Here is a 19,375-nt window from a genome sequence, read left to right as displayed (position 1 = left end):
AATCCTGCAAGCTGGGGGCGGAAAATAAAATCCGCCTACTTTACCAACCACACGAAGCAGCGACAAGGCGCAAAAACGTCCTACTTCGGTGAAAAAGTGGCTACGTTATCCATATCAAGTTTCGCTGAAAACGATATATGACCTGAAGCCCTTGAAAAAAGACTAAAAATCCCCTTCAGTCGATGCATCGAACGGCGTAACACAGCACATAAAATCTAACATTTGACCTGATTACCGTCGAAAGTGAGTACCTACCAACGGTCTGCGGAAATGGCTGGGACATTCTACGTTAATTTTTGCTCAACGATCAGGCTAAACATGGCTTGGTTACGAATATTTTTTCTGCTCGAGGTTTAAAAACGTCGGCGCAGCAAAAAAGTGACCCTGTCCACCATAAACCCCTTTCTGTCGCAACGTTTCCCATTCTTCCCTGGTGACCACTTCCGCAGCAAAAACTTTAACATTCGTACCGGCACAGGCACCAGTAAGACTTTTCACAAATAGCTGATTTTCAAAGCGTGTATCAATACCTCTAACCAATCCTGGGTGCAATTTGATCATTTCAACTCGCAGGGTCTTGATATAAGTCGTGCTGACCACCGTCAATCCCGCCTGAGAAACCATCAATCGACAACCTAATCCGAGTAACAAACGGATAACAGGTCGCAGCCGATCAATATGGTGACATACGTCAGCCTCTGCCAGCTCAAAGATAATGCGCTGACGATAACTTTTTCGGCACTGTAATATTGTATCCCGCAACCAACGCTGGAAAGGTCGTTGTAATAATGAATCAACGCTAACGGAAAATGCCAGGGTTTCGTTTGGCCATAACGCTAATAAAGGAATTATCCGACTGATTTTTTGCCGATCATAGCGCTCAGACAATCCCAGTAAGCGCACCAGAGGCGTAAATTCCGCCGCAATCAACTCCTGTTCACCATCAAATATCCGGCTGATAATTTCACGGTGATGAATCTTTCCGTCGCAGGTAATAACCGGTTTTTGGTAAAGGCGCGGGCCGCCATTAACCAGCGTTTGTTCAAGTAGCGTCCGCCACTTAACGCTACCGCGACCTTTCTCCGGTACCTGATGGTCATACACATACCAACTATTGCCGCCATACAACGCCGCATTTTTCGTGGCTTGTCCAGCATTATCCATAATTTGCTCCGCCGTTTGCCCATGACGGTAAGCCACAATGCCAATATTGAGTAATGCATCACGATCTATGATTGGCAGTACTGGCATGGCTCCAGCCAGATGAACCAACTGCGCCGCCATCACATCGGCCTCTTTCAGGGTTTTATGCGGCAGCAAAATGGCAAAATCGCTGTTGGTGTAGTGCGCCAATAACGCGGATAGATAGCGGTCAACAAAGGTCGAAAGTAAATTGACCATCGAGTGCATCAATTCCTGTACCTGAGTTTCCCCATACTGCTCATTCAAAGCATCGAAGTCAGGCAGCCGTACCATCATCACCACGCCATGAGCACCCGGCTCCTCCAACTGTGTCGTCAGCTGATTATCAAAAAACAAAGCGTTATTCAGGCCGGTTTTTGCGTCTTGTGCGGCATAAGAACGAATCAGTGTGTCCAATTGGCTGCGTTCTTCGCGCATCTCAGCCAGATCTATCAATAAGTGATCAAGAGCATGGCTGGCATAGGGTGGCCACTCGTGATTTTCACTGCGCATCACATTCTCACGCTCGCCTTGGAGAATTCTCCGCGCTCGCTGTTCGAGTTGCTCCTCTCCGGCCGTTTGTTCCCGCAGCCAGCGAAAACTCAGAAACATAATGATGGCAATAACCCCCACCGCCAGAGACAAAATAACTGCGGCATACATCGAGCGGGTGTAGCTGGTTAGTGGATCAATATAAGTCAGGCGCATTACGCCGCCGGGCTGCTGCAATAGAGGGATGGAAAGTTCGCGGTAACTGCTATTGTTATCCCAGGAAGTGTAAGTCGGAGGAAGTGCCAGATGATAAAATTGGTGGTGGGCATTTTCTACACTGATTTCAATAACGCCAATAGCCCTCATCATCAACGGCAGCCAGGCTCGCGGGACTTCCGGTGGTTCAGTGAGTAAGGATTGGTCGTAGGCCGTCACAATAGTCTGAAGGCGATGCTCCATTTTTTTCTGACATAAGTAGAAAAAACTAAACGTGCTCCCTAGCAACATTAGACACATGGCCAGTACGACCAGTAACGCCATAAACGCAGAAAGTTTGGTTGTAAATCGCATCCCTCAGCCTTGCCTACCGCAGTTAAATGGAAAATCTTCCTCATTCCTTTGGGGCCGGTACTATATGACAAAATCGACTACAACCGCTGCTTTTTTAATGCCTGATACGACAAAAATACAATATTTACGCATTTCCCAGCCGTTGTAAGATCCTTATCCCAAAATAAAGCATAGTCATTGATACCAGCATCAAGACCAAATTTGTTCCTGGTCAGTCTCTTCACTTGATGTTAGCGCTATATTCACCCAACCTGATTAATACTCATTTCTACCGATGATTTTTAACGGCACTTTATTAAGGAGCCTCAATGCGCGCATTGCTACTTGAACAGCACGATGGGAAAACTCAGGCCAACGTCAAACAGATATCGTCGACACAACTGCCTGATGGTGAAGTCACGGTTGATATCAGTTGGTCCAGTCTGAATTACAAGGACGCGCTGGCGATTACCGGCAAAGGTAAAATTATCCGCCAGTTCCCGATGGTACCAGGCATCGATTTTGCGGGAACGGTTCACTGTAGCGAAGATCCTCGCTTTCATATTGGTCAATCCGTGTTATTAACCGGCTGGGGAGTAGGCGAAAATCATTGGGGTGGCTTGGCAGAGCAGGCTCGCGTCAGTGGCGACTGGCTGGTGCCGCTACCTGCTGGTTTGGAGGCGCGCAAGGCAATGATTATCGGCACTGCGGGGTTTACGGCCATGTTATGTGTGATGGCGCTGGAAGATAGCGGTATCACGCCGGAAAGTGGTGAAATTGTCGTCACCGGTGCCAGTGGTGGCGTGGGTAGCACGGCAATCGCGCTACTTGCCGCGCTCGGTTATCAAGTTGCCGCGATCAGTGGTCGGGAAACCAATTACGATTATCTGATGGCATTAGGTGCAAAACGCATCCTGCCACGCAGTGATTTCAGCGACGCTTCCCGTCCGTTGGAGAAACAGCTCTGGGCCGGTGCAATTGATACCGTCGGCGATACTTTATTAGCAAAAATCCTCGCACAAATGAATTACAACGGCACGGTTGCTGCCTGTGGTTTGGCCGGGGGTTATACGCTACCCACCACCGTGATGCCTTTTATCCTGCGCAATGTGCGTTTACAAGGTATTGACTCCGTCATGACGCCACAAGATCGCCGTCGTATTGCCTGGCAGCGCCTACTGGACATTTTGCCGGAAAGCTTTTACCAACAGGCTGGACGAGAAATTACGCTGGAGCAGGCAGCAGCTGTCGCCGCCGAATTAATCAATAATCAAGTGACGGGCCGCACGCTGGTCAAAGTTCGCGATTAGTGCGTTAACATAGCACTCTTGCTTAGGGCGGATATTTCGTTCGCCCTACCTCGGAAATTTCATATTTTCGTCTAACCCCTCGCATTTATCATCGTGTCCGACCATGATTTACTCTATTACGGTCAGTATGACGTCCACTACCCGACGGAGTATTCCATGAGTAAAAAACATAAATTAACCGAATCCGACGTCACCCCAGAAAGCGTCTTTTATCAACGTCGTAACGTGTTAAAGGCGCTGGGCATTACCGCTGCCAGTCTGGCATTACCCACTTCAGCCAAAGCCGATCTACTCAGTTGGTTTAAAGGTAAAGATCAACCAAAGGCACCGGAAGGCAAACCTTTAATCTTTACCAAACCGAGCGACTATCGTCCGGATCTGCCGTTGACGCCGGAGGAGAAAGTTATTGGTTACAACAATTTCTATGAGTTCGGTCTGGATAAGGCCGATCCTGCGGCCAATGCAGGTGCTCTGAAAACGGCAGACTGGCAGATTCGTATTGACGGTGAAGTTGCCAAGCCTATGACCTTGAATATTGACGATTTGATCAAACGTTTCCCGCTAGAAGAACGCATTTATCGCATGCGCTGTGTGGAAGCTTGGTCAATGGTCGTCCCCTGGATTGGCTTTGAGCTGGGGAAACTACTGAAACTGGTTGAACCCACCAGTAATGCGCGTTTCGCCGCATTCCAGACATTGTACGATCCCGATCAAATGCCGGGGCAGAAGGATCGCTTTACGGGCGGTGGTTTGAAATACCCTTATGTTGAAGGATTACGTTTGGATGAAGCGATGCACCCACTGGCTTTTATGACGCTGGGCGTTTATGGCAAAACTCTACCACCGCAAAACGGTGCGCCACTGCGCCTTATCACGCCGTGGAAATACGGTTTTAAAGGGATAAAATCCATTGTCCATATCCGCTTAACTCGCGAGCAACCGCCCACTACCTGGAATTTAAGTGCGCCGAACGAATACGGTTTCTATGCCAATGTAAACCCGAATGTTAATCACCCGCGTTGGTCACAGGCGACAGAGCGCTTCATTGGCTCGGGGGGGATTCTGGATGTTAAACGCCAGCCGACGCTGCTGTTTAACGGCTATGCCGATCAAGTCGCGTCCCTTTATCGCGGAATGGATTTGCGGGAGAATTTCTGATGCGTTTGAGTGTGAAACAGATTAAGTGGCTAAAAGTAGCAATCTGGCTAGCCGCTTTATTGCCCTTTTTCTGGCTGATTTTATCGGTAAATCAGGGCTGGTTTAGTGCCGATCCGGCCAAAGATATTCAACATTTTACTGGACGGATGACACTGAAACTGTTGCTGGCAACGCTGCTTGTCACACCACTGGCGCGTTATGCTAAGCAACCGCTACTGATTCGCTGTCGCCGCCTGCTTGGACTAGCGTGTTTTGCTTGGGGAACGCTGCATCTGGTGAGCTACTCGGTACTGGAGCTGGGGCTGTCCAATCTCGGCTTACTGGGGCTGGAACTGGTCACTCGACCTTATTTAACGCTCGGTATCATCAGTTGGTTGCTACTGTTAGCATTGGCAGTAACATCCACCCAGTGGGCACAGCGGAAAATGGGAGCCAACTGGCAAAAATTGCATAATCTTGTTTATCTTATCGCCATCCTTGCGCCGATTCATTATCTTTGGTCGGTCAAAACCTTGTCACCACTGCCGATAATTTATGCCATCGCAGCCGTTATATTGTTAGCACTGCGTTATAAAAAATTTCGCCAATGGTGTCGCTAAAAGGTCGGACTTATCTGTGTTCTATCCCATATAATCCATTAGACTTAACATCATTAGTCATCATTCTTATTGAATATCTTCGCTGATAAGACCAGTATTTAGCTGCTAATTGCTACGATATCATTATAATGCTCCACCTTAGATCTAATCGTGATGGTAATTTCATCGTAAAAAGGTGACAAATCGGTGACATCGGGTTATTTTTGACGATGATGAACTAATTGCCGGAGATACCAGCACAATGGCGGATAAGTTTCACATTTTGCTTCTGAATGGTCCGAATCTGAATCTGCTTGGCACACGTGAACCGGAAAAATACGGTTACACCACACTGGCAGAGATTGTCAGCGGGCTGGAGACACAGGCTCAGGGCTTGGGTGTCGCATTATCCCATCTGCAATCCAATGCAGAACATGCGCTGATAGACAAAATTCATCAGGCGCGGGGGAACAGCGATTTTATCCTGATTAACCCCGCAGCGTTCACACACACCAGTGTGGCTTTGCGTGATGCGTTGTTAGGCGTACAGATCCCGTTTATCGAGATCCATCTGTCTAATGTGCATGCCCGGGAACCTTTCCGCCACCATTCATATCTCTCCGATATTGCGGTTGGCGTGATCTGCGGACTCGGCGCAGACGGCTATAACTTTGCTTTACAGGCAGCGGTTAACCGCTTGTCAAAATCCAATTAATTGCAACGCAAAAGAGTACGGAATCACACTCATGGATATTCGTAAAATCAAGAAACTGATCGAACTGGTAGAAGAATCTGGTATTTCCGAATTGGAAATCTCGGAAGGTGAAGAGTCAGTACGTATCAGTCGTGCTACAGCTGCACCAAACTACCCGATGATGCAACAGCCGTATGCTTTTGCCGCTCCACAGCAGCCAGCTCTGGCAACCGCCGTTGCACCAGCACCCGTTGCCGAAGTCGCGGCACCAGCCGCTATCACGGGTCACATCGTGCGCTCCCCAATGGTCGGTACTTTCTACCGCACCCCGAGCCCTGATGCTAAAGCTTTCATCGAAGTAGGTCAGAAAGTGTCTGCTGGTGATACCCTTTGCATCGTTGAAGCGATGAAAATGATGAACCAAATCGAGGCAGATAAATCCGGTACCATCAAAGCCATTCTGGTTGAGAACGGTCAACCGGTTGAATTCGACGAGCCTCTTGTCGTCATCGAATAACGAGGCGTTCCATGCTTGATAAAATCGTTATCGCTAACCGCGGTGAGATTGCGTTACGTATTCTGCGAGCTTGTAAAGAGCTGGGCATCAAAACCGTAGCCGTTCACTCCTCTGCGGATCGTGATCTGAAACATGTCCTGTTGGCTGACGAAACCGTATGTATCGGTCCGGCAGCTTCAGCCAAAAGTTATCTGAACATCCCTGCAATTATTTCGGCAGCGGAAATCACCGGCGCGGTGGCTATTCACCCTGGTTATGGTTTCCTGTCCGAGAACGCAGACTTTGCCGAACAGGTAGAGCGTTCAGGCTTTATCTTTATTGGTCCTCGTGCCGAAACCATTCGCCTGATGGGTGACAAGGTTTCCGCAATCAACGCCATGAAGAAAGCCGGTGTACCTTGTGTTCCGGGCTCTGACGGCCCGCTGGACGACGACACTACGCAAAATAAAGCCTTCGCCAAACGCATCGGTTATCCGGTGATCATCAAAGCGTCCGGTGGCGGTGGTGGTCGTGGCATGCGCGTTGTGCGTCATGACAAAGATCTGGAAGAATCCATTAACATGACCCGTGCGGAAGCCAAAGCGGCTTTCAATAACGACATGGTTTACATGGAAAAATACCTTGAGAACCCCCGCCATATCGAAATTCAGATTTTGGCTGACGGTCAGGGTAACGCCATTTATCTGGCTGAACGTGACTGCTCAATGCAGCGTCGTCACCAAAAAGTGGTTGAAGAAGCACCTGCACCAGGCATCACCAGCGACATGCGCCGTTATATCGGCGAGCGCTGTGCCAAAGCCTGCATGGAGATCGGCTATCGCGGTGCGGGTACTTTCGAGTTCCTGTACGAAAACGGCGAGTTCTATTTCATTGAAATGAATACCCGTATTCAGGTTGAGCACCCGGTAACAGAAATGATCACCGGCGTGGATCTGATCAAAGAACAACTGCGCATTGCTGCTGGCCAGCCGCTCTCCATCAAACAGGATGAAGTGAAGGTGCATGGTCATGCGATCGAATGCCGCATCAATGCCGAAGATCCGAATACCTTCCTGCCAAGTCCGGGTAAAATTACCCGCTTCCATGCGCCAGGCGGTTTCGGTGTTCGCTGGGAATCCCATATCTACGCAGGCTACACCGTACCTCCGTACTATGACTCCATGATCGGCAAATTGATCACTTACGGCGAAAACCGTGATGTGGCGATTTCCCGCATGAAAAATGCGTTGGCTGAACTGATCATCGATGGCATCAAAACCAACGTTGAATTGCAACAACGTATTATGAATGACGAAAACTTCCAGCACGGTGGGACTAATATCCACTATCTGGAGAAAAAACTCGGGTTGCAGGAAACCTGATTTTATTTCGCCTCATGTTAAGGCCGGTTAATACCGGCCTTTTTTATTTTACGGGCAACAGGGCTAGTCAAACGCTGTACTTGCCGTAAAATCCCCTACCCTTGTTAAACTCAGAACCGTCAAGATTAACGGGAGAATGAATGGACACGAGATTTGTTCAAGCCCACAAAGAAGCTCGCTGGGCCTTTGGCCTGACGCTAGCCTATCTGGCTGGCTGGTTGTTGTGCGCTTATTTTCCTGGCGATACGCCGGGTATCACTGGGCTTCCCGCCTGGTTCGAAATGGCCTGTCTGGCTCTGCCACTGCTATTTATTGTGCTGTGCTGGCTGATGGTTCGCTTTATATTCCGCGATATCCCGCTGGAGGACAGTGATGCAAACTGATGTCGTCCTGCCATTAGTCGCCTATCTGGTATTGGTCTTTGGCCTTTCCATTTACGCTTATACTCGGCGACGAACCGGCAATTTCCTAAACGAATACTTTATCGGCAACCGTTCGATGGGTGGATTTGTTCTGGCAATGACCCTGACCGCTACCTATATCAGTGCCAGTTCATTTATTGGTGGGCCTGGTGCCGCCTACAAATACGGACTTGGCTGGGTATTGTTGGCCATGATTCAGCTCCCGGCAGTCTGGTTATCGTTGGGCGTACTGGGGAAAAAATTTGCGATTTTGGCTCGACGCTATAATGCCGTCACCTTGAATGACATGCTGTATGCCCGCTACCAAAGCCGCCTATTGGTATGGCTGGCAAGCCTCAGTCTGCTGGTGGCCTTTGTGGGTGCCATGACGGTGCAATTCATCGGTGGCGCACGTTTATTGGAAACGGCAGCTGGCGTCCCTTATGATACCGGCCTGCTGATATTTGGTGTCAGTATCGCGCTGTATACCGCATTTGGTGGCTTCCGTGCCAGCGTACTGAACGATGCTTTGCAAGGACTGGTCATGCTGGTTGGCACCATTTTGTTGCTGATCGCCGTAGTCCACGCCGCCGGTGGTTTACACAAAGCGGTAGATACGCTGCAACACATTGATCCTGCATTAGTTTCCCCACAGGGTGGCGACGGGATTCTCGATTTACCATTTATGGCTTCTTTCTGGATTCTGGTGTGTTTTGGCGTAATTGGCCTGCCACATACCGCAGTGCGTTGCATTTCTTATCGTGACAGTAAAGCCGTGCATCGAGGCATCATTCTGGGCACCATTGTGGTCGCTATTCTGATGCTTGGCATGCATTTGGCTGGCGCATTGGGCCGAGCTATCCTGCCGGATCTCAAGGTGCCCGATCAGGTGATTCCGACGTTAATGATCACCGTGTTACCGCCTTTTGCCGCTGGGATCTTCTTGGCTGCGCCGATGGCAGCGATTATGTCTACCATTAATGCCCAGTTGCTACAGTCTTCTGCGACGATCGTCAAAGACTTGTATCTGAATTTCCGACCTGAACAGATCAAAAATGAACGAAAACTGGCGCGTATTTCCAGCCTATCGACGTTGGTTCTCGGCCTGCTGCTGCTTTTGGCCGCATGGCGTCCACCTGAAATGATTATCTGGCTGAATCTGTTGGCTTTTGGCGGTCTGGAAGCGGTTTTCCTCTGGCCATTAGTCTTGGGACTGTATTGGGAGCGTGCCAATGCGCACGGAGCCCTTAGCTCAATGATTGTCGGTGCGGTATGCTATACGCTACTGGCCAGCTTCGACATAAAGATCGGCGGATTGCACCCGATCGTGCCGTCTCTTGCGCTTAACTTGCTGGCATTTTATATCGGTAATCAGTTTGGCGACCGAGCGCGGTCACGACACCCCATCACTGTCGGCGCTGAATAATTCGCTATTTACGAGTATTATTGACCAAAACCCTATTGATAAAAACCGATCCGAAAACGCAAGTGGACGATCGGTTTTGGAAGAGAAAAGTTATGCCTTGGATCCAATTAAAATTAAATACCTCCGGTAATCAGGCCGAGTCCCTTGGGGATGTATTGGTCGAGAGCGGTGCCGTTTCCGTGACCTTCCAGGATACCCACGACAATCCAGTATTTGAACCGCTGCCGGGCGAAACACGTCTGTGGGGCGATACCGACGTGATCGGCCTGTATGACGCGGAAACTGATATGGCAGAAGTCATCGCCATGCTGGAATACAACCCACAGTTGGGCAAGGGCTTCGTCCACAAGATTGAGCAACTGGAAGACAAGGATTGGGAACGCGAGTGGATGGATAACTTCCACCCAATGCGTTTCGGCGAGCGTTTGTGGATTTGCCCAAGCTGGCGCGATGTTCCCGATCCAACCGCCGTTAACGTCATGCTGGATCCGGGTCTGGCCTTCGGTACCGGTACTCACCCAACCACCTCACTGTGCCTGCAATGGCTGGATGGGCTGGATTTGGAAGGGAAAACCATCATCGATTTCGGCTGTGGTTCCGGCATTTTGGCTATTGCGGCCCTGAAACTGGGTGCCAGCCGCGCTATCGGCATCGATATCGATCCGCAGGCCATTCAGGCAAGCCGCGATAACGCACAGCGTAACGGCGTTTCAGAGCGCCTAGAGCTGTATCTGTCCAAAGACCAACCGGCTGACCTGTCTGCCGACGTGGTTGTCGCCAATATTCTGGCAGGCCCACTGCGTGAATTGGCACCGCTGATTAGCGTTCTGCCGAAAGTCGGTGGTCATCTCGGACTTTCCGGCGTACTAGCCACGCAGGCTGCCAACGTGGCTCAAGCTTATGAAGATAAATTTGCGCTGGATCCGGTCGCTGAAAAAGAAGAATGGTGCCGCATTACTGGCGTGAGAAAATAATCCTACCTTGCTTCTCCCCGCCGACAGCATCAACAAGCCGCTGGCGGGGTTATTCACCCTATTCCATAACTGACTACCTATTTTCGCTCTGACCGCTCTGAGAGCGTTCTCCAGCCCCAACATCGGCTTATTACCGTTAATCCTGCCCTTTATTTTTTTCACCAAAATACGTTCCTTCTCATAAGGTTTTTAGGGGTATTGCTATGCTTTTTTGTGAATTTGCATAGAAAATCAGCACTATCGATCCGTATTCGATTAGTTTTCCAGTCAATAATTGTGATGTTTATCAGAAAATATTGTAGAGCACTAAATGACCATAATTAACTAAGTCATTGTAAAAAATAAATAATTATCTTTAAGTGGAAAATTAGCGCGCTACTTATTACTATTTTCAAGCCCACTGCTCAAAGTTTGGCCTTTCATCTGAACGTAAAAATGCGTAATATACGCGCCCTTGCGGACACAGTATGGTCATTCTTTGTCTATGCACATTGGACACTTCCAGCTTAAAAATTGCCTGATTGCCGCCCCGATGGCCGGTATTACAGACCGACCCTTCAGAGCCTTATGTCATGCGATGGGGGCTGGGATGGCTGTATCCGAAATGCTCTCCTCCAATCCGGAGGTGTGGCGGACGGATAAGTCGCGTCTACGCATGGTCCATAGCGATGAGCCCGGTATTCGTACCGTGCAGATCGCCGGTTGCGATCCAGATGATATGGCTGCGGCCGCCAGAATTAATGTGGCGGGCGGTGCTCAAATCATAGACATCAACATGGGGTGCCCGGCCAAGAAAGTGAACCGTAAGCTGGCAGGATCTGCATTATTGCAGTATCCCGATCTGGTTAAACAGATCCTCTCCGCAGTGGTTAATGCGGTAGATGTGCCTGTCACGCTGAAAATTCGGACTGGTTGGGCTCCGGAACACCGTAACTGTATAGAGATTGCCCAATTGGCCGAAAGTTGTGGTATACAAGCCCTGACAATTCATGGCCGAACCCGTGCTTGCCTGTTTAATGGTGAAGCGGAGTACGACAGCATTCGGGCAGTTAAGCAGCATGTTTCCATTCCGATTATCGCGAATGGCGACATAACTGACCCGCATAAAGCCAGAGCGGTACTTGATTACACTGGGGCTGACGCCCTGATGATAGGCCGTGCCGCTCAGGGGAGACCCTGGATCTTCCGGGAAATCCAGCATTATCTGGACACAGGGGAACTGCTGCCACCGATGCCACTTGGCGAAGTGCAGCGTTTGTTAAACGGGCATATACGGGAATTGCACGACTTTTATGGTCCAGGCAAGGGATTTCGTATAGCACGTAAGCACGTATCCTGGTATCTACAGGAGCACGCCCCAAACGACCAGTTTCGGCGCACATTCAACGCCATTGAGGATGCCAGCGAACAGCTGGAGGCGTTGGAGGCATATTTCGAAAATCTTGCGTAAACAGAAAAAAGAGCTGACAGAACTATGTTCGAACAACGCGTAAATTCTGACGTACTGACCGTTGCAACCGTAAACTCACAAGATCAGGTGACTCAAAAGCCTTTGCGTGATTCGGTTAAACAAGCACTGAAGAACTATTTTGCTCAACTGAATGGTCAAGATGTAAGTGACCTGTATGAGTTGGTACTGGCTGAAGTTGAACAGCCATTGTTGGACATGGTGATGCAATACACCCGTGGCAACCAAACCCGTGCTGCCCTGATGATGGGTATCAACCGCGGTACGCTACGTAAGAAATTGAAAAAATACGGCATGAACTGATACTAGTCAGTTATGGTGTTGTTTAAAAAGGCGTACTCCACACGGAGAACGCCTTTTTTATTATGAGTTATCCGACGAAATCGCCGACGAAGCCTGATACCGGCTAACAAAGACCGCCATTGCGATCGACTTATTCGTGGTTAATGTGCGCTACCCATTCCATATATCTGTAATCAAAAAGCCGCATTACACGGCCTGACTTACCATTTATCGACTAAAAAGTGTATGCCTTAAACTGGGTTAGATTTACGCCATTCGGCAACCATTGCCTGCGTCACTTCTTTTTTGTAGCAAATAGGCGAATAACCACCGGGTCGGCTCCACGCACTACGTTGCCCACAACGACTTCCATTTTTAGCCGAGTTAAAAGGACATGGACAACGACCAGGATATGATTCTATCGACTCGTCGATAATCATCTGTTTTACCTGATCATCAGATAAATTAGCGACTTTGGCGAAGGTGGGGACTGAAAATAAAACTAATGCCAAAACAGGTAATAACCATTTCTTAGCCAAGATCATTTTTTCATATCTCCTTTTGAAAAGGAGAGTATTTAGCCATCAATAAAAACCCTTATTGATTTAGATTAATAAACCACCACTATGATTAAAGACAACCCAGTTTGTTTAATAAAGTGCCTAGGAAGACTGTTAGATAGACATTCCCCCCTATCCAGCCCAAAAAATACATACGTAGCAATGCTGGCCATGTCTCATCAACGATATGAGGATATTGCCAACATCAGGGTGCACTAACCACCGGGAGCAGGCCACTCTTGGCTAATCTGTTTATTTCGTTCATGGCATATATGATATACTCGCGCCAAGAGCCGCGTCACGCCTGCCAACTGCCTTCGATAGAAATCTAAACACCGCGCGATATCCGCTTTTAATGTAAAATTTATGTCAGTTATCAGTTGAGTAAAAACGATGATCGCTGTCTTGCGATATTGTACCGCTATCGAGTTAAGTCCTTATGCGCTACACATTCGCGCCTAACGCATAATAATGAGTTAACATGATAAAAAACCAAAAATTCCAGCTTTCGCTGCTACATCCTCGCTATTGGCTGACCTGGTTTGGCCTCGGTGTTCTTTTCCTGCTGGTTCAACTTCCCTATCCATTATTGCAAAAACTTGGCGTATGGCTGGGACGCACATCCATGCGTTTTCTGAAACGCCGGGTTTCCATCGCCCGCCGCAATTTGCAATTGTGCTTTCCTGAAATGGATAAACAGACGCTAGAACGCACCATCGTGGGTAACTTTGAATCTCTCGGCATGGGGCTGATGGAAACCGGTATGGCCTGGTTCTGGCCTGATTCCCGCATCAAGCGCTGGTTTACCGTATCCGGGTTAGATAACCTGCACAAGGCGCAGGAAGGTGGCCGTGGCGTGCTGGTTATTGGCGTACACTTTATGTCTCTCGAGCTAGGTGGCCGCGTGATGGGGCAATGCCAGCCCATGATGGCGATGTACCGTCCGCACAACAACAAAGCGATGCAGTTTGTACAAACCTGGGGACGTATGCGCTCCAATAAAGCGATGCTGGATCGTAAAGATCTGCGCGGTATGGTGCAGGCGCTGAAGAAAGGTGAAGCGGTTTGGTTTGCCCCAGATCAGGATTACGGCCCGCGTGGCAGTGTGTTTGCCCCCTTCTTTGCCGTTAATCAGGCAGCAACCACCAGCGGAACATTTATGCTGGCACGCTTGGCAAAACCGGCGCTATTGCCGTTGGTATTATTACGCAAACAAGATGGCAGCGGTTATAACCTGCTGATCCAGCCTGCGCTGGAAGATTACCCGATCGACGACGAGTTAGCCGCTGCCGCCTATATGAATAAGGTGCTGGAGAAAGAGATCATGCGTGCTCCAGAGCAATATCTATGGCTACATCGCCGTTTTAAAACCCGTCCGCCGGGCGAGCCATCGCTGTATTAATCTTACTGGGATCAAGGCAAAAGACCCGGCTATAACCGGGTTGAGATTAATAACCCAGTGCGCGCAACGGTGAAAACCGGCAGACCATCAAGACGCCGTTAATACATCCTTGTCGGCTTGTCCGCGCTATCTCTGGCGCGGACGCTTGACTCTTCTACCGGTTTTCCCCACCAGAAATCACAAGTTCAAGATGTGTAAACAGCCTGAAACCGGCGATACCGATTTTTTAATATCTGAGAATGGCACATTGCCGTATTTACTCGGTGGGCTTACTCACCACGGAATAGGCCGACAAAGGCGAAAATGTACGGGTGAGTTCATCCAGCACATCAATAGAACCGGTTTCGATATCATAGACCCAACCGTGTAAACGCAAACGTCCCTGAGCACAGGCCAAAGCAACTGACGGATGGGTTTTAATATTGGCGAGTTGCGCGATGACATTCTCACGAACCAGCGAATTCAATCGATCCTTCGGTGACGCATGAGGGAGAGCGGCATTGACCAACTTGGCCGAATCCGCATGCCGTAACCAAGCGGCTACCGCAGGTAAATGATCCAAACATTGACACTCGGCAATGGCACTCATGGCACCACAATTCGAATGCCCACAAATCACCACGTCCGTTACCCCAAGTACCGCGACCGCATATTCTACCGTGGCAGAAACCCCGCCCGGCTCTGGGCCGTATGAAGGTACGATATTACCAGCGTTACGAATCACAAACAGCTCACCCGGTTCGCGCTGAGTGAGCAATTCGGGAACCACCCGGCTATCAGAACAGGTCACAAACAGTGCACCGGGATGTTGAGTATCGGCTAACCGTTTGAAAAGCTCGGAGCGCTGCGGGAACACTTCCCGTTGAAACTTCAGAAAACCGTCAATAATGTCCTGCATAAATCTATCCTCGCCTACTCTGTTCTGGCCTCTTCTAGACTGGCCTATGTGGGTTTAGGCGGCTCATCCTATCGCTTACCATAATAAATATCCTATCAGTGGTGCGCCAATTACGGTAATGATTCCCGCTAACATCATCACCAAACTGGCGACCACACCTTCTTGCGGCCCCATTTCATAAGCTTTTGCCGTACCCGCGCCATGAGACGATGCACCCAGCCCGGCACCTTTGGCCAGACCACTACGAACCGACAACCGTAGAAACAGTAAATCGCCGACAGCCATACCGAATACGCCGGTAATCACCACAAATAGCGCCACCAGATCCGGCTGTCCGCCCAACTGCCTTGCAGCTTCCAGAGCAAAGGGTGTAGTGATTGAGCGCACCGCCAAACTGCGCTGCACTTCCTCCGATAAGGTAAGTAATTTTGCCAACCCTACTGAGCTTGCCACTGCCACAGTAATAGCAGTAATCACACCCGCGCTGAGAGACAGCCAGTGACGACGAATAATCGATAAATTCTCATATACCGGTACGGCAAAAGCGATAGTTGCAGGACCTAATAACCACAGCAACCAGTGAGTTTCACCAATATAATCCTGATAAGAAATAGGCGTCATCACCAACAGTAACACCAGCACCATCGGTGTCAGCACCAGCGGCATCAATAACAGTGAGCGACAGCGGCGATAAAGTATTTTGTTGGCAAAATACAATCCCAGTGTCAGCAAAAAGCAAAGGATACTGATAATAAAATTATTCATGATGAGCTGATTTGCGCCGCTGTAGCCAGATTTCAAAACGATATACGCGATCGACGACCAAAGCTGTCGCCGCCAGCGTCAGTGTCGTACTCACGGCAATAACAGCAAAGATTTTCCAGCCATCTACCAGCAGTAATTGCGCATAATTCACCACGGCGACGACGGCAGGAACAAAAAACAGCAGCATTTCAGCCAATAACCAACGAGAGCCAGCTTTTACCCAACCCATTGGCATAATTCGTAAGACAAACAACGCCAAAAGCAGCAGCATCCCCACGATATTCGCTGGTAACGGCAAATGGAATACACGCACTAATTGTTCGGAAATAACAAACAGTCCAACGTATAGCACTACCTGAACCGGTACTTGCATACGTTGAAGGAAGGCCGGCGAAAAACTACGTAACGCCAATAACATCACTGAACCCCAATGGGAAAGATTTTACAGCATGCAGTATAGAGGCACGGAAAACTTGCCGGAAATGAATTAAAATTATGCTTATCATGCCAAGTTGGCATACTTTTGCTCGTGGTGCATACCGCCAACAGCTAACTCGCGGGAAAACTTATGGATATCCGTACCCTACGCTATTTTGTCGAAGTCGTACGTCAGCAAAGCTTTACCCGTGCGGCGGAGAAATTGTTCGTCACCCAACCGACCATCAGTAAAATGCTACGCAATCTGGAAGATGAACTGGAGTGCAGTTTGCTGATTCGCGAAGGCCGTCGCCTGCATTTAACCGATAGCGGCCAAGCGGTTTATCAGCGCGGTGTGGTGATTTTGGATCAGTTCCAACAATTGGAAGCCGAACTGGAGGACATTGGCTCACTGAAAAAAGGCCGCTTGCGATTAGGGATTCCACCGATGGTCGGCACGCAAATGGCGGCGTTAATCGGTGAGTTTCGCCAGAGTTATCCCGGAGTGGAACTTAGAATTGCCGAATTTGGCGGGTTAACCGTTCAGCAGGCGGTTTTATCTGGTGAACTGGACTTGGCGCTGACGGCTCTACCTACCGATGTCGATTTACCGCTGACGTCACTACCGCTGTTCAACCATCCCTTATGTGTCGTGGTACCGCGCACAATTTTTTGGCTCAACCGCACAACTATCAGTATTCCCGAATTAGCCGACCAGTCGATCCTGATTTATAACGAGGATTTTGCTCTGTATCGTCAATTAATGGATGCTTTTACCGCTCACGGATTTTCCCCCAATATCGCGGTACGTAGCGGACAATGGGATTTTTTGGCGGCGATGGTTCAAGCCAATATTGGCATCGCGATTTTGCCAGAGCCAATTTGTCAGCAATTGGACAAAAACACATTACTCTGGCTACCGCTGGAGCCGCTAATGCCTTGGCAATTGGGGTTAATTTGGCGTCAGGGAAGTTATCTGTCGCACAGCGCTCAGGCGTGGATTGCCCGTTGCAGAGAATTTTGGCCAAACGGCTCGTTACTGAGAAATAACGACCAGCTCCATTCACGGGAATAAGTAGGCGGAGCCCGATAGCTCCGCCCGTCTAACCGGTTATCAGCCTTCTTTCTCGATCAATAGGGCTTCCAGCAAATCTAAATCGTGCAACAGTTTTTGCAGGGTTTCATTGCTTATCTTCTGCGTTGCCCGCAAATGATAAAGTTCACCACGTTCGGCTCGTAATGCCGTTAAGCGGAAACGACGCTCCAGATTTTCGGTCTGCAAAGTATTTTCGATCTCATCTTTACTACCGGTTCGCCGTCGTAGGGTACCAATCACCCGTGAACTCACTTCTTTCAGCAAATCAGTATCAATATTCTCTTCCGCACTGACCGCCAAACGCTCTTCCATCTTGTTCAAGCTGACAATTGCCACTTCCGCCATTGCAGCCTTGGCAAAACGAATTTCCTCACGGCTAGCACTATTATCACCGACTACCACGCCACGCAGCAGTAACGGCAATGCGATAACCCCCATCATTAACGAGAATAGGATGACTCCGGTGGCAATAAATATCAGTTGGTAACGGGATGGGAAAGCGCTGCCATCGCTGAGTAATAAAGGAATCGATAACACACCGGCCAGCGTAATCGCCCCACGCACACCGGCGAAGGAAGCAACCCACAGCTCGCGCGTGGTGTAAGTGCTAAACAATAATGGCCGCTTTTTCATTACGCGTTTACTGATGCGTTTCATCAGCCACAACCAGCTAAAACGTAGCATCAGTAAGGCGACATAAATGATGACAACATCAGCAAACAGGTACCAGGTCTGGATAGTTGGATCCAGCTCGGCCTGTACGATAGAGGTTTCCAGAATACTCGGCAATTGCAGGCCCAGCATGATAAACACCATGCCGTTAAAGACAAACTCCAGCATCGACCAAACGCTATCAGCGCGTAACCGCATCGCCAGAGGCGCGTTGCGGATCACGCCAGATTGGCTAATGGTCATCCCTGCGGCGACCGCTGCCAAAATACCAGAGACACCAATATGTTCGGCGATCAGATAAGAAGCAAACGGCAGCAACAGCAGAAAAACGATTTGTGTCGCCGGGTCATCACCGCTCCAACGGCTCATCAGACGCAAGGATTTACTGTATAGCCAAGTCACTGCCACACCGGCAAGCAAACCGCCAATGGCCACTTTCAGGAATTCTAATGTTGCACCAGAGACGGTAAATACCATGGTTCCCATGGCAACAGCGATGGCAAACTTCAACGCAACCAGACCGGACGCATCATTCATCAGCGCCTCGCCTTCCAGCACACCCATAATCGATTTCGGAATTCGCCCTTTCCCTACAATGCCGGATAATGCTACAGCATCGGTTGGCGATAATACCGCTGCCAGCGCGAATGCGGCTACCAGTGGGATTCCCGGTACCATCCAGTAAATCAGGTAGCCAACTCCGATGATCGTCACCAGCACCAGCGCCAACGCCAGACCAAAGATCTCGCGACCATGATGGATAAACTCTCGCGTGGGGGTTTTCCAACCATCGGCAAACAGCAAAGGTGGAATAAACAACACTAAAAACAACTCGGGATCAAAATTGACATGCAAACCAAAGTGAGGCCAGGCAAGCAAAGCACCACAGACAATCTGCATGAGAGGAAGAGGGATTTGAAACGGTAACATCCGGGTGACTACACCTGAGAGTGACACCACCAGAATCAGGATGAGGATTGTAAAAAAGATTTCCATGCTTTCCTTAGACTAACGCGACTTAGCTTCTAAACTCACCCACACATTCAGAGTGGGGCCTGCCAGGTGATAGTAGATCACTTTTTTCCGCGCAGGGAAAAAACCTGTTACTGATAGCAGGAAAAGCATAAACAACGGGTCATCAGGATGATAATAAGGCTAAGGAGAGGCGAACTC

At 49.3% G+C, this 19,375-nt stretch carries 19 protein-coding genes; 13 read left to right on the top strand and 6 right to left on the bottom strand.

The annotated features are described in order from the left end of the window. Nucleotides 1-327: 327 nt before the first annotated feature. On the bottom strand, nt 328-2,244 hold the full coding sequence (gene csrD / locus DJ39_RS03505; protein ID WP_004719360.1) for an RNase E specificity factor CsrD: 1,917 nt from the start codon (nt 2,242-2,244) through the stop codon (nt 328-330). A 308-nt stretch (nt 2,245-2,552) separates the two neighbouring features. On the opposite strand from csrD, the gene acuI reads away from it, so the two are divergent. The 11 genes from acuI to fis all read left to right on the top strand — a co-directional run bounded on the left by acuI (nt 2,553) and on the right by fis (nt 12,413). Then, nucleotides 2,553-3,533, top strand: coding sequence for an acrylyl-CoA reductase (NADPH) (gene acuI, locus DJ39_RS03500; RefSeq protein ID WP_004719362.1), 981 nt, complete (start codon nt 2,553-2,555; stop codon nt 3,531-3,533). Nucleotides 3,534-3,689: 156 nt separating this feature from the next. Then, entirely contained in the window at nt 3,690-4,691 is a 1,002-nt protein-coding gene (gene msrP, locus DJ39_RS03495) for a protein-methionine-sulfoxide reductase catalytic subunit MsrP (protein ID WP_038241230.1), read from the top strand. Continuing rightward, the gene (gene msrQ, locus DJ39_RS03490) at nt 4,691-5,290 is read left to right on the top strand and encodes a protein-methionine-sulfoxide reductase heme-binding subunit MsrQ (RefSeq protein WP_038241233.1); all 600 of its coding nucleotides are present in this window, start codon (nt 4,691-4,693) and stop codon (nt 5,288-5,290) included. Before msrP ends, msrQ begins: the two co-directional genes overlap by 1 nt. A 241-nt stretch (nt 5,291-5,531) precedes the next feature. After that, nucleotides 5,532-5,984, top strand: a complete 453-nt coding sequence (gene aroQ / locus DJ39_RS03485) for a type II 3-dehydroquinate dehydratase (RefSeq protein WP_004719365.1) — start codon at nt 5,532-5,534, stop codon at nt 5,982-5,984. A 31-nt stretch (nt 5,985-6,015) separates the two neighbouring features. Further along, nucleotides 6,016-6,480, top strand: coding sequence for an acetyl-CoA carboxylase biotin carboxyl carrier protein (accB, locus tag DJ39_RS03480; protein ID WP_004719367.1), 465 nt, complete (start codon nt 6,016-6,018; stop codon nt 6,478-6,480). An 11-nt stretch (nt 6,481-6,491) separates the two neighbouring features. Beyond that, nucleotides 6,492-7,841: an acetyl-CoA carboxylase biotin carboxylase subunit gene (gene accC / locus DJ39_RS03475; protein WP_004719368.1), complete on the top strand. Its 1,350-nt coding sequence runs from the start codon at nt 6,492-6,494 to the stop codon at nt 7,839-7,841. Nucleotides 7,842-7,981: 140 nt separating this feature from the next. Further along, on the top strand, nt 7,982-8,224 hold the full coding sequence (locus tag DJ39_RS03470; protein WP_004719370.1) for a YhdT family protein: 243 nt from the start codon (nt 7,982-7,984) through the stop codon (nt 8,222-8,224). Continuing rightward, nucleotides 8,214-9,668, top strand: coding sequence for a sodium/pantothenate symporter (gene panF, locus DJ39_RS03465; RefSeq protein ID WP_038251143.1), 1,455 nt, complete (start codon nt 8,214-8,216; stop codon nt 9,666-9,668). Before DJ39_RS03470 ends, panF begins: the two co-directional genes overlap by 11 nt. Before the next feature lie 92 nt (nt 9,669-9,760). Beyond that, the gene (gene prmA, locus DJ39_RS03460; protein ID WP_038251142.1) at nt 9,761-10,642 is read left to right on the top strand and encodes a 50S ribosomal protein L11 methyltransferase; all 882 of its coding nucleotides are present in this window, start codon (nt 9,761-9,763) and stop codon (nt 10,640-10,642) included. Nucleotides 10,643-11,126: 484 nt separating this feature from the next. After that, nucleotides 11,127-12,092, top strand: coding sequence for a tRNA dihydrouridine synthase DusB (gene dusB, locus DJ39_RS03455; RefSeq protein ID WP_004719377.1), 966 nt, complete (start codon nt 11,127-11,129; stop codon nt 12,090-12,092). Nucleotides 12,093-12,116: 24 nt separating this feature from the next. Further along, nucleotides 12,117-12,413: a DNA-binding transcriptional regulator Fis gene (gene fis / locus DJ39_RS03450; RefSeq protein ID WP_002210061.1), complete on the top strand. Its 297-nt coding sequence runs from the start codon at nt 12,117-12,119 to the stop codon at nt 12,411-12,413. A gap of 230 nt (nt 12,414-12,643) precedes the next feature. Here the strand turns inward: fis and DJ39_RS03445 are convergent, their stop codons facing one another. After that, complete coding sequence (locus tag DJ39_RS03445) at nt 12,644-12,937, bottom strand: hypothetical protein (RefSeq protein WP_004719379.1); 294 nt, start codon at nt 12,935-12,937, stop codon at nt 12,644-12,646. A 496-nt stretch (nt 12,938-13,433) separates the two neighbouring features. On the opposite strand from DJ39_RS03445, the gene lpxP reads away from it, so the two are divergent. Continuing rightward, nucleotides 13,434-14,354: a kdo(2)-lipid IV(A) palmitoleoyltransferase gene (gene lpxP / locus DJ39_RS03440; RefSeq protein WP_004719381.1), complete on the top strand. Its 921-nt coding sequence runs from the start codon at nt 13,434-13,436 to the stop codon at nt 14,352-14,354. A gap of 256 nt (nt 14,355-14,610) precedes the next feature. Here lpxP and DJ39_RS03435 read toward each other — a convergent pair whose 3' ends face one another. From DJ39_RS03435 to DJ39_RS03425, 3 genes are all read right to left on the bottom strand, one after another. Next, nucleotides 14,611-15,252 (bottom strand): carbonic anhydrase, encoded by a 642-nt coding sequence (locus DJ39_RS03435; protein WP_004719383.1) that lies wholly within the window; start codon nt 15,250-15,252, stop codon nt 14,611-14,613. Nucleotides 15,253-15,327: 75 nt separating this feature from the next. After that, the gene (locus DJ39_RS03430; protein WP_038241245.1) at nt 15,328-16,017 is read right to left on the bottom strand and encodes an LrgB family protein; all 690 of its coding nucleotides are present in this window, start codon (nt 16,015-16,017) and stop codon (nt 15,328-15,330) included. Further along, nucleotides 16,010-16,435, bottom strand: a complete 426-nt coding sequence (locus DJ39_RS03425) for a CidA/LrgA family protein (protein ID WP_004719386.1) — start codon at nt 16,433-16,435, stop codon at nt 16,010-16,012. The genes DJ39_RS03430 and DJ39_RS03425 overlap by 8 nt, the downstream gene beginning before the upstream one ends. Before the next feature lie 150 nt (nt 16,436-16,585). Between DJ39_RS03425 and DJ39_RS03420 the strand changes: the two genes are divergently transcribed. After that, complete coding sequence (locus DJ39_RS03420) at nt 16,586-17,509, top strand: LysR family transcriptional regulator (protein WP_004719388.1); 924 nt, start codon at nt 16,586-16,588, stop codon at nt 17,507-17,509. Nucleotides 17,510-17,548: 39 nt separating this feature from the next. Here DJ39_RS03420 and DJ39_RS03415 read toward each other — a convergent pair whose 3' ends face one another. Further along, nucleotides 17,549-19,198 (bottom strand): Na+/H+ antiporter, encoded by a 1,650-nt coding sequence (locus DJ39_RS03415; protein WP_038241247.1) that lies wholly within the window; start codon nt 19,196-19,198, stop codon nt 17,549-17,551. Between the last annotated feature and the right edge of the window lie 177 nt (nt 19,199-19,375).

The organism is Yersinia ruckeri ATCC 29473, from assembly GCF_000754815.1.
GTDB lineage: Bacteria > Pseudomonadota > Gammaproteobacteria > Enterobacterales > Enterobacteriaceae > Yersinia > Yersinia ruckeri.
Note: the sequence above shows the minus strand (reverse complement) of the source record. Positions and strands in the feature narration are given on the sequence as shown.

Bases quoted from the DNA above. Each gene is read 5' to 3' on its own strand.
- csrD (WP_004719360.1), bottom strand. From the start codon at position 2,244: ATGCGATTTACAACCAAACTTTCTGCGTTTATGGCGTTACTGGTCGTA.
- acuI (WP_004719362.1), top strand. From the start codon at position 2,553: ATGCGCGCATTGCTACTTGAACAGCACGATGGGAAAACTCAGGCCAAC.
- msrP (WP_038241230.1), top strand. From the start codon at position 3,690: ATGAGTAAAAAACATAAATTAACCGAATCCGACGTCACCCCAGAAAGC.
- msrQ (WP_038241233.1), top strand. From the start codon at position 4,691: ATGCGTTTGAGTGTGAAACAGATTAAGTGGCTAAAAGTAGCAATCTGG.
- aroQ (WP_004719365.1), top strand. From the start codon at position 5,532: ATGGCGGATAAGTTTCACATTTTGCTTCTGAATGGTCCGAATCTGAAT.
- accB (WP_004719367.1), top strand. From the start codon at position 6,016: ATGGATATTCGTAAAATCAAGAAACTGATCGAACTGGTAGAAGAATCT.
- accC (WP_004719368.1), top strand. From the start codon at position 6,492: ATGCTTGATAAAATCGTTATCGCTAACCGCGGTGAGATTGCGTTACGT.
- DJ39_RS03470 (WP_004719370.1), top strand. From the start codon at position 7,982: ATGGACACGAGATTTGTTCAAGCCCACAAAGAAGCTCGCTGGGCCTTT.
- panF (WP_038251143.1), top strand. From the start codon at position 8,214: ATGCAAACTGATGTCGTCCTGCCATTAGTCGCCTATCTGGTATTGGTC.
- prmA (WP_038251142.1), top strand. From the start codon at position 9,761: ATGCCTTGGATCCAATTAAAATTAAATACCTCCGGTAATCAGGCCGAG.
- dusB (WP_004719377.1), top strand. From the start codon at position 11,127: ATGCACATTGGACACTTCCAGCTTAAAAATTGCCTGATTGCCGCCCCG.
- fis (WP_002210061.1), top strand. From the start codon at position 12,117: ATGTTCGAACAACGCGTAAATTCTGACGTACTGACCGTTGCAACCGTA.
- DJ39_RS03445 (WP_004719379.1), bottom strand. From the start codon at position 12,937: ATGATCTTGGCTAAGAAATGGTTATTACCTGTTTTGGCATTAGTTTTA.
- lpxP (WP_004719381.1), top strand. From the start codon at position 13,434: ATGATAAAAAACCAAAAATTCCAGCTTTCGCTGCTACATCCTCGCTAT.
- DJ39_RS03435 (WP_004719383.1), bottom strand. From the start codon at position 15,252: ATGCAGGACATTATTGACGGTTTTCTGAAGTTTCAACGGGAAGTGTTC.
- DJ39_RS03430 (WP_038241245.1), bottom strand. From the start codon at position 16,017: ATGAATAATTTTATTATCAGTATCCTTTGCTTTTTGCTGACACTGGGA.
- DJ39_RS03425 (WP_004719386.1), bottom strand. From the start codon at position 16,435: ATGTTATTGGCGTTACGTAGTTTTTCGCCGGCCTTCCTTCAACGTATG.
- DJ39_RS03420 (WP_004719388.1), top strand. From the start codon at position 16,586: ATGGATATCCGTACCCTACGCTATTTTGTCGAAGTCGTACGTCAGCAA.
- DJ39_RS03415 (WP_038241247.1), bottom strand. From the start codon at position 19,198: ATGGAAATCTTTTTTACAATCCTCATCCTGATTCTGGTGGTGTCACTC.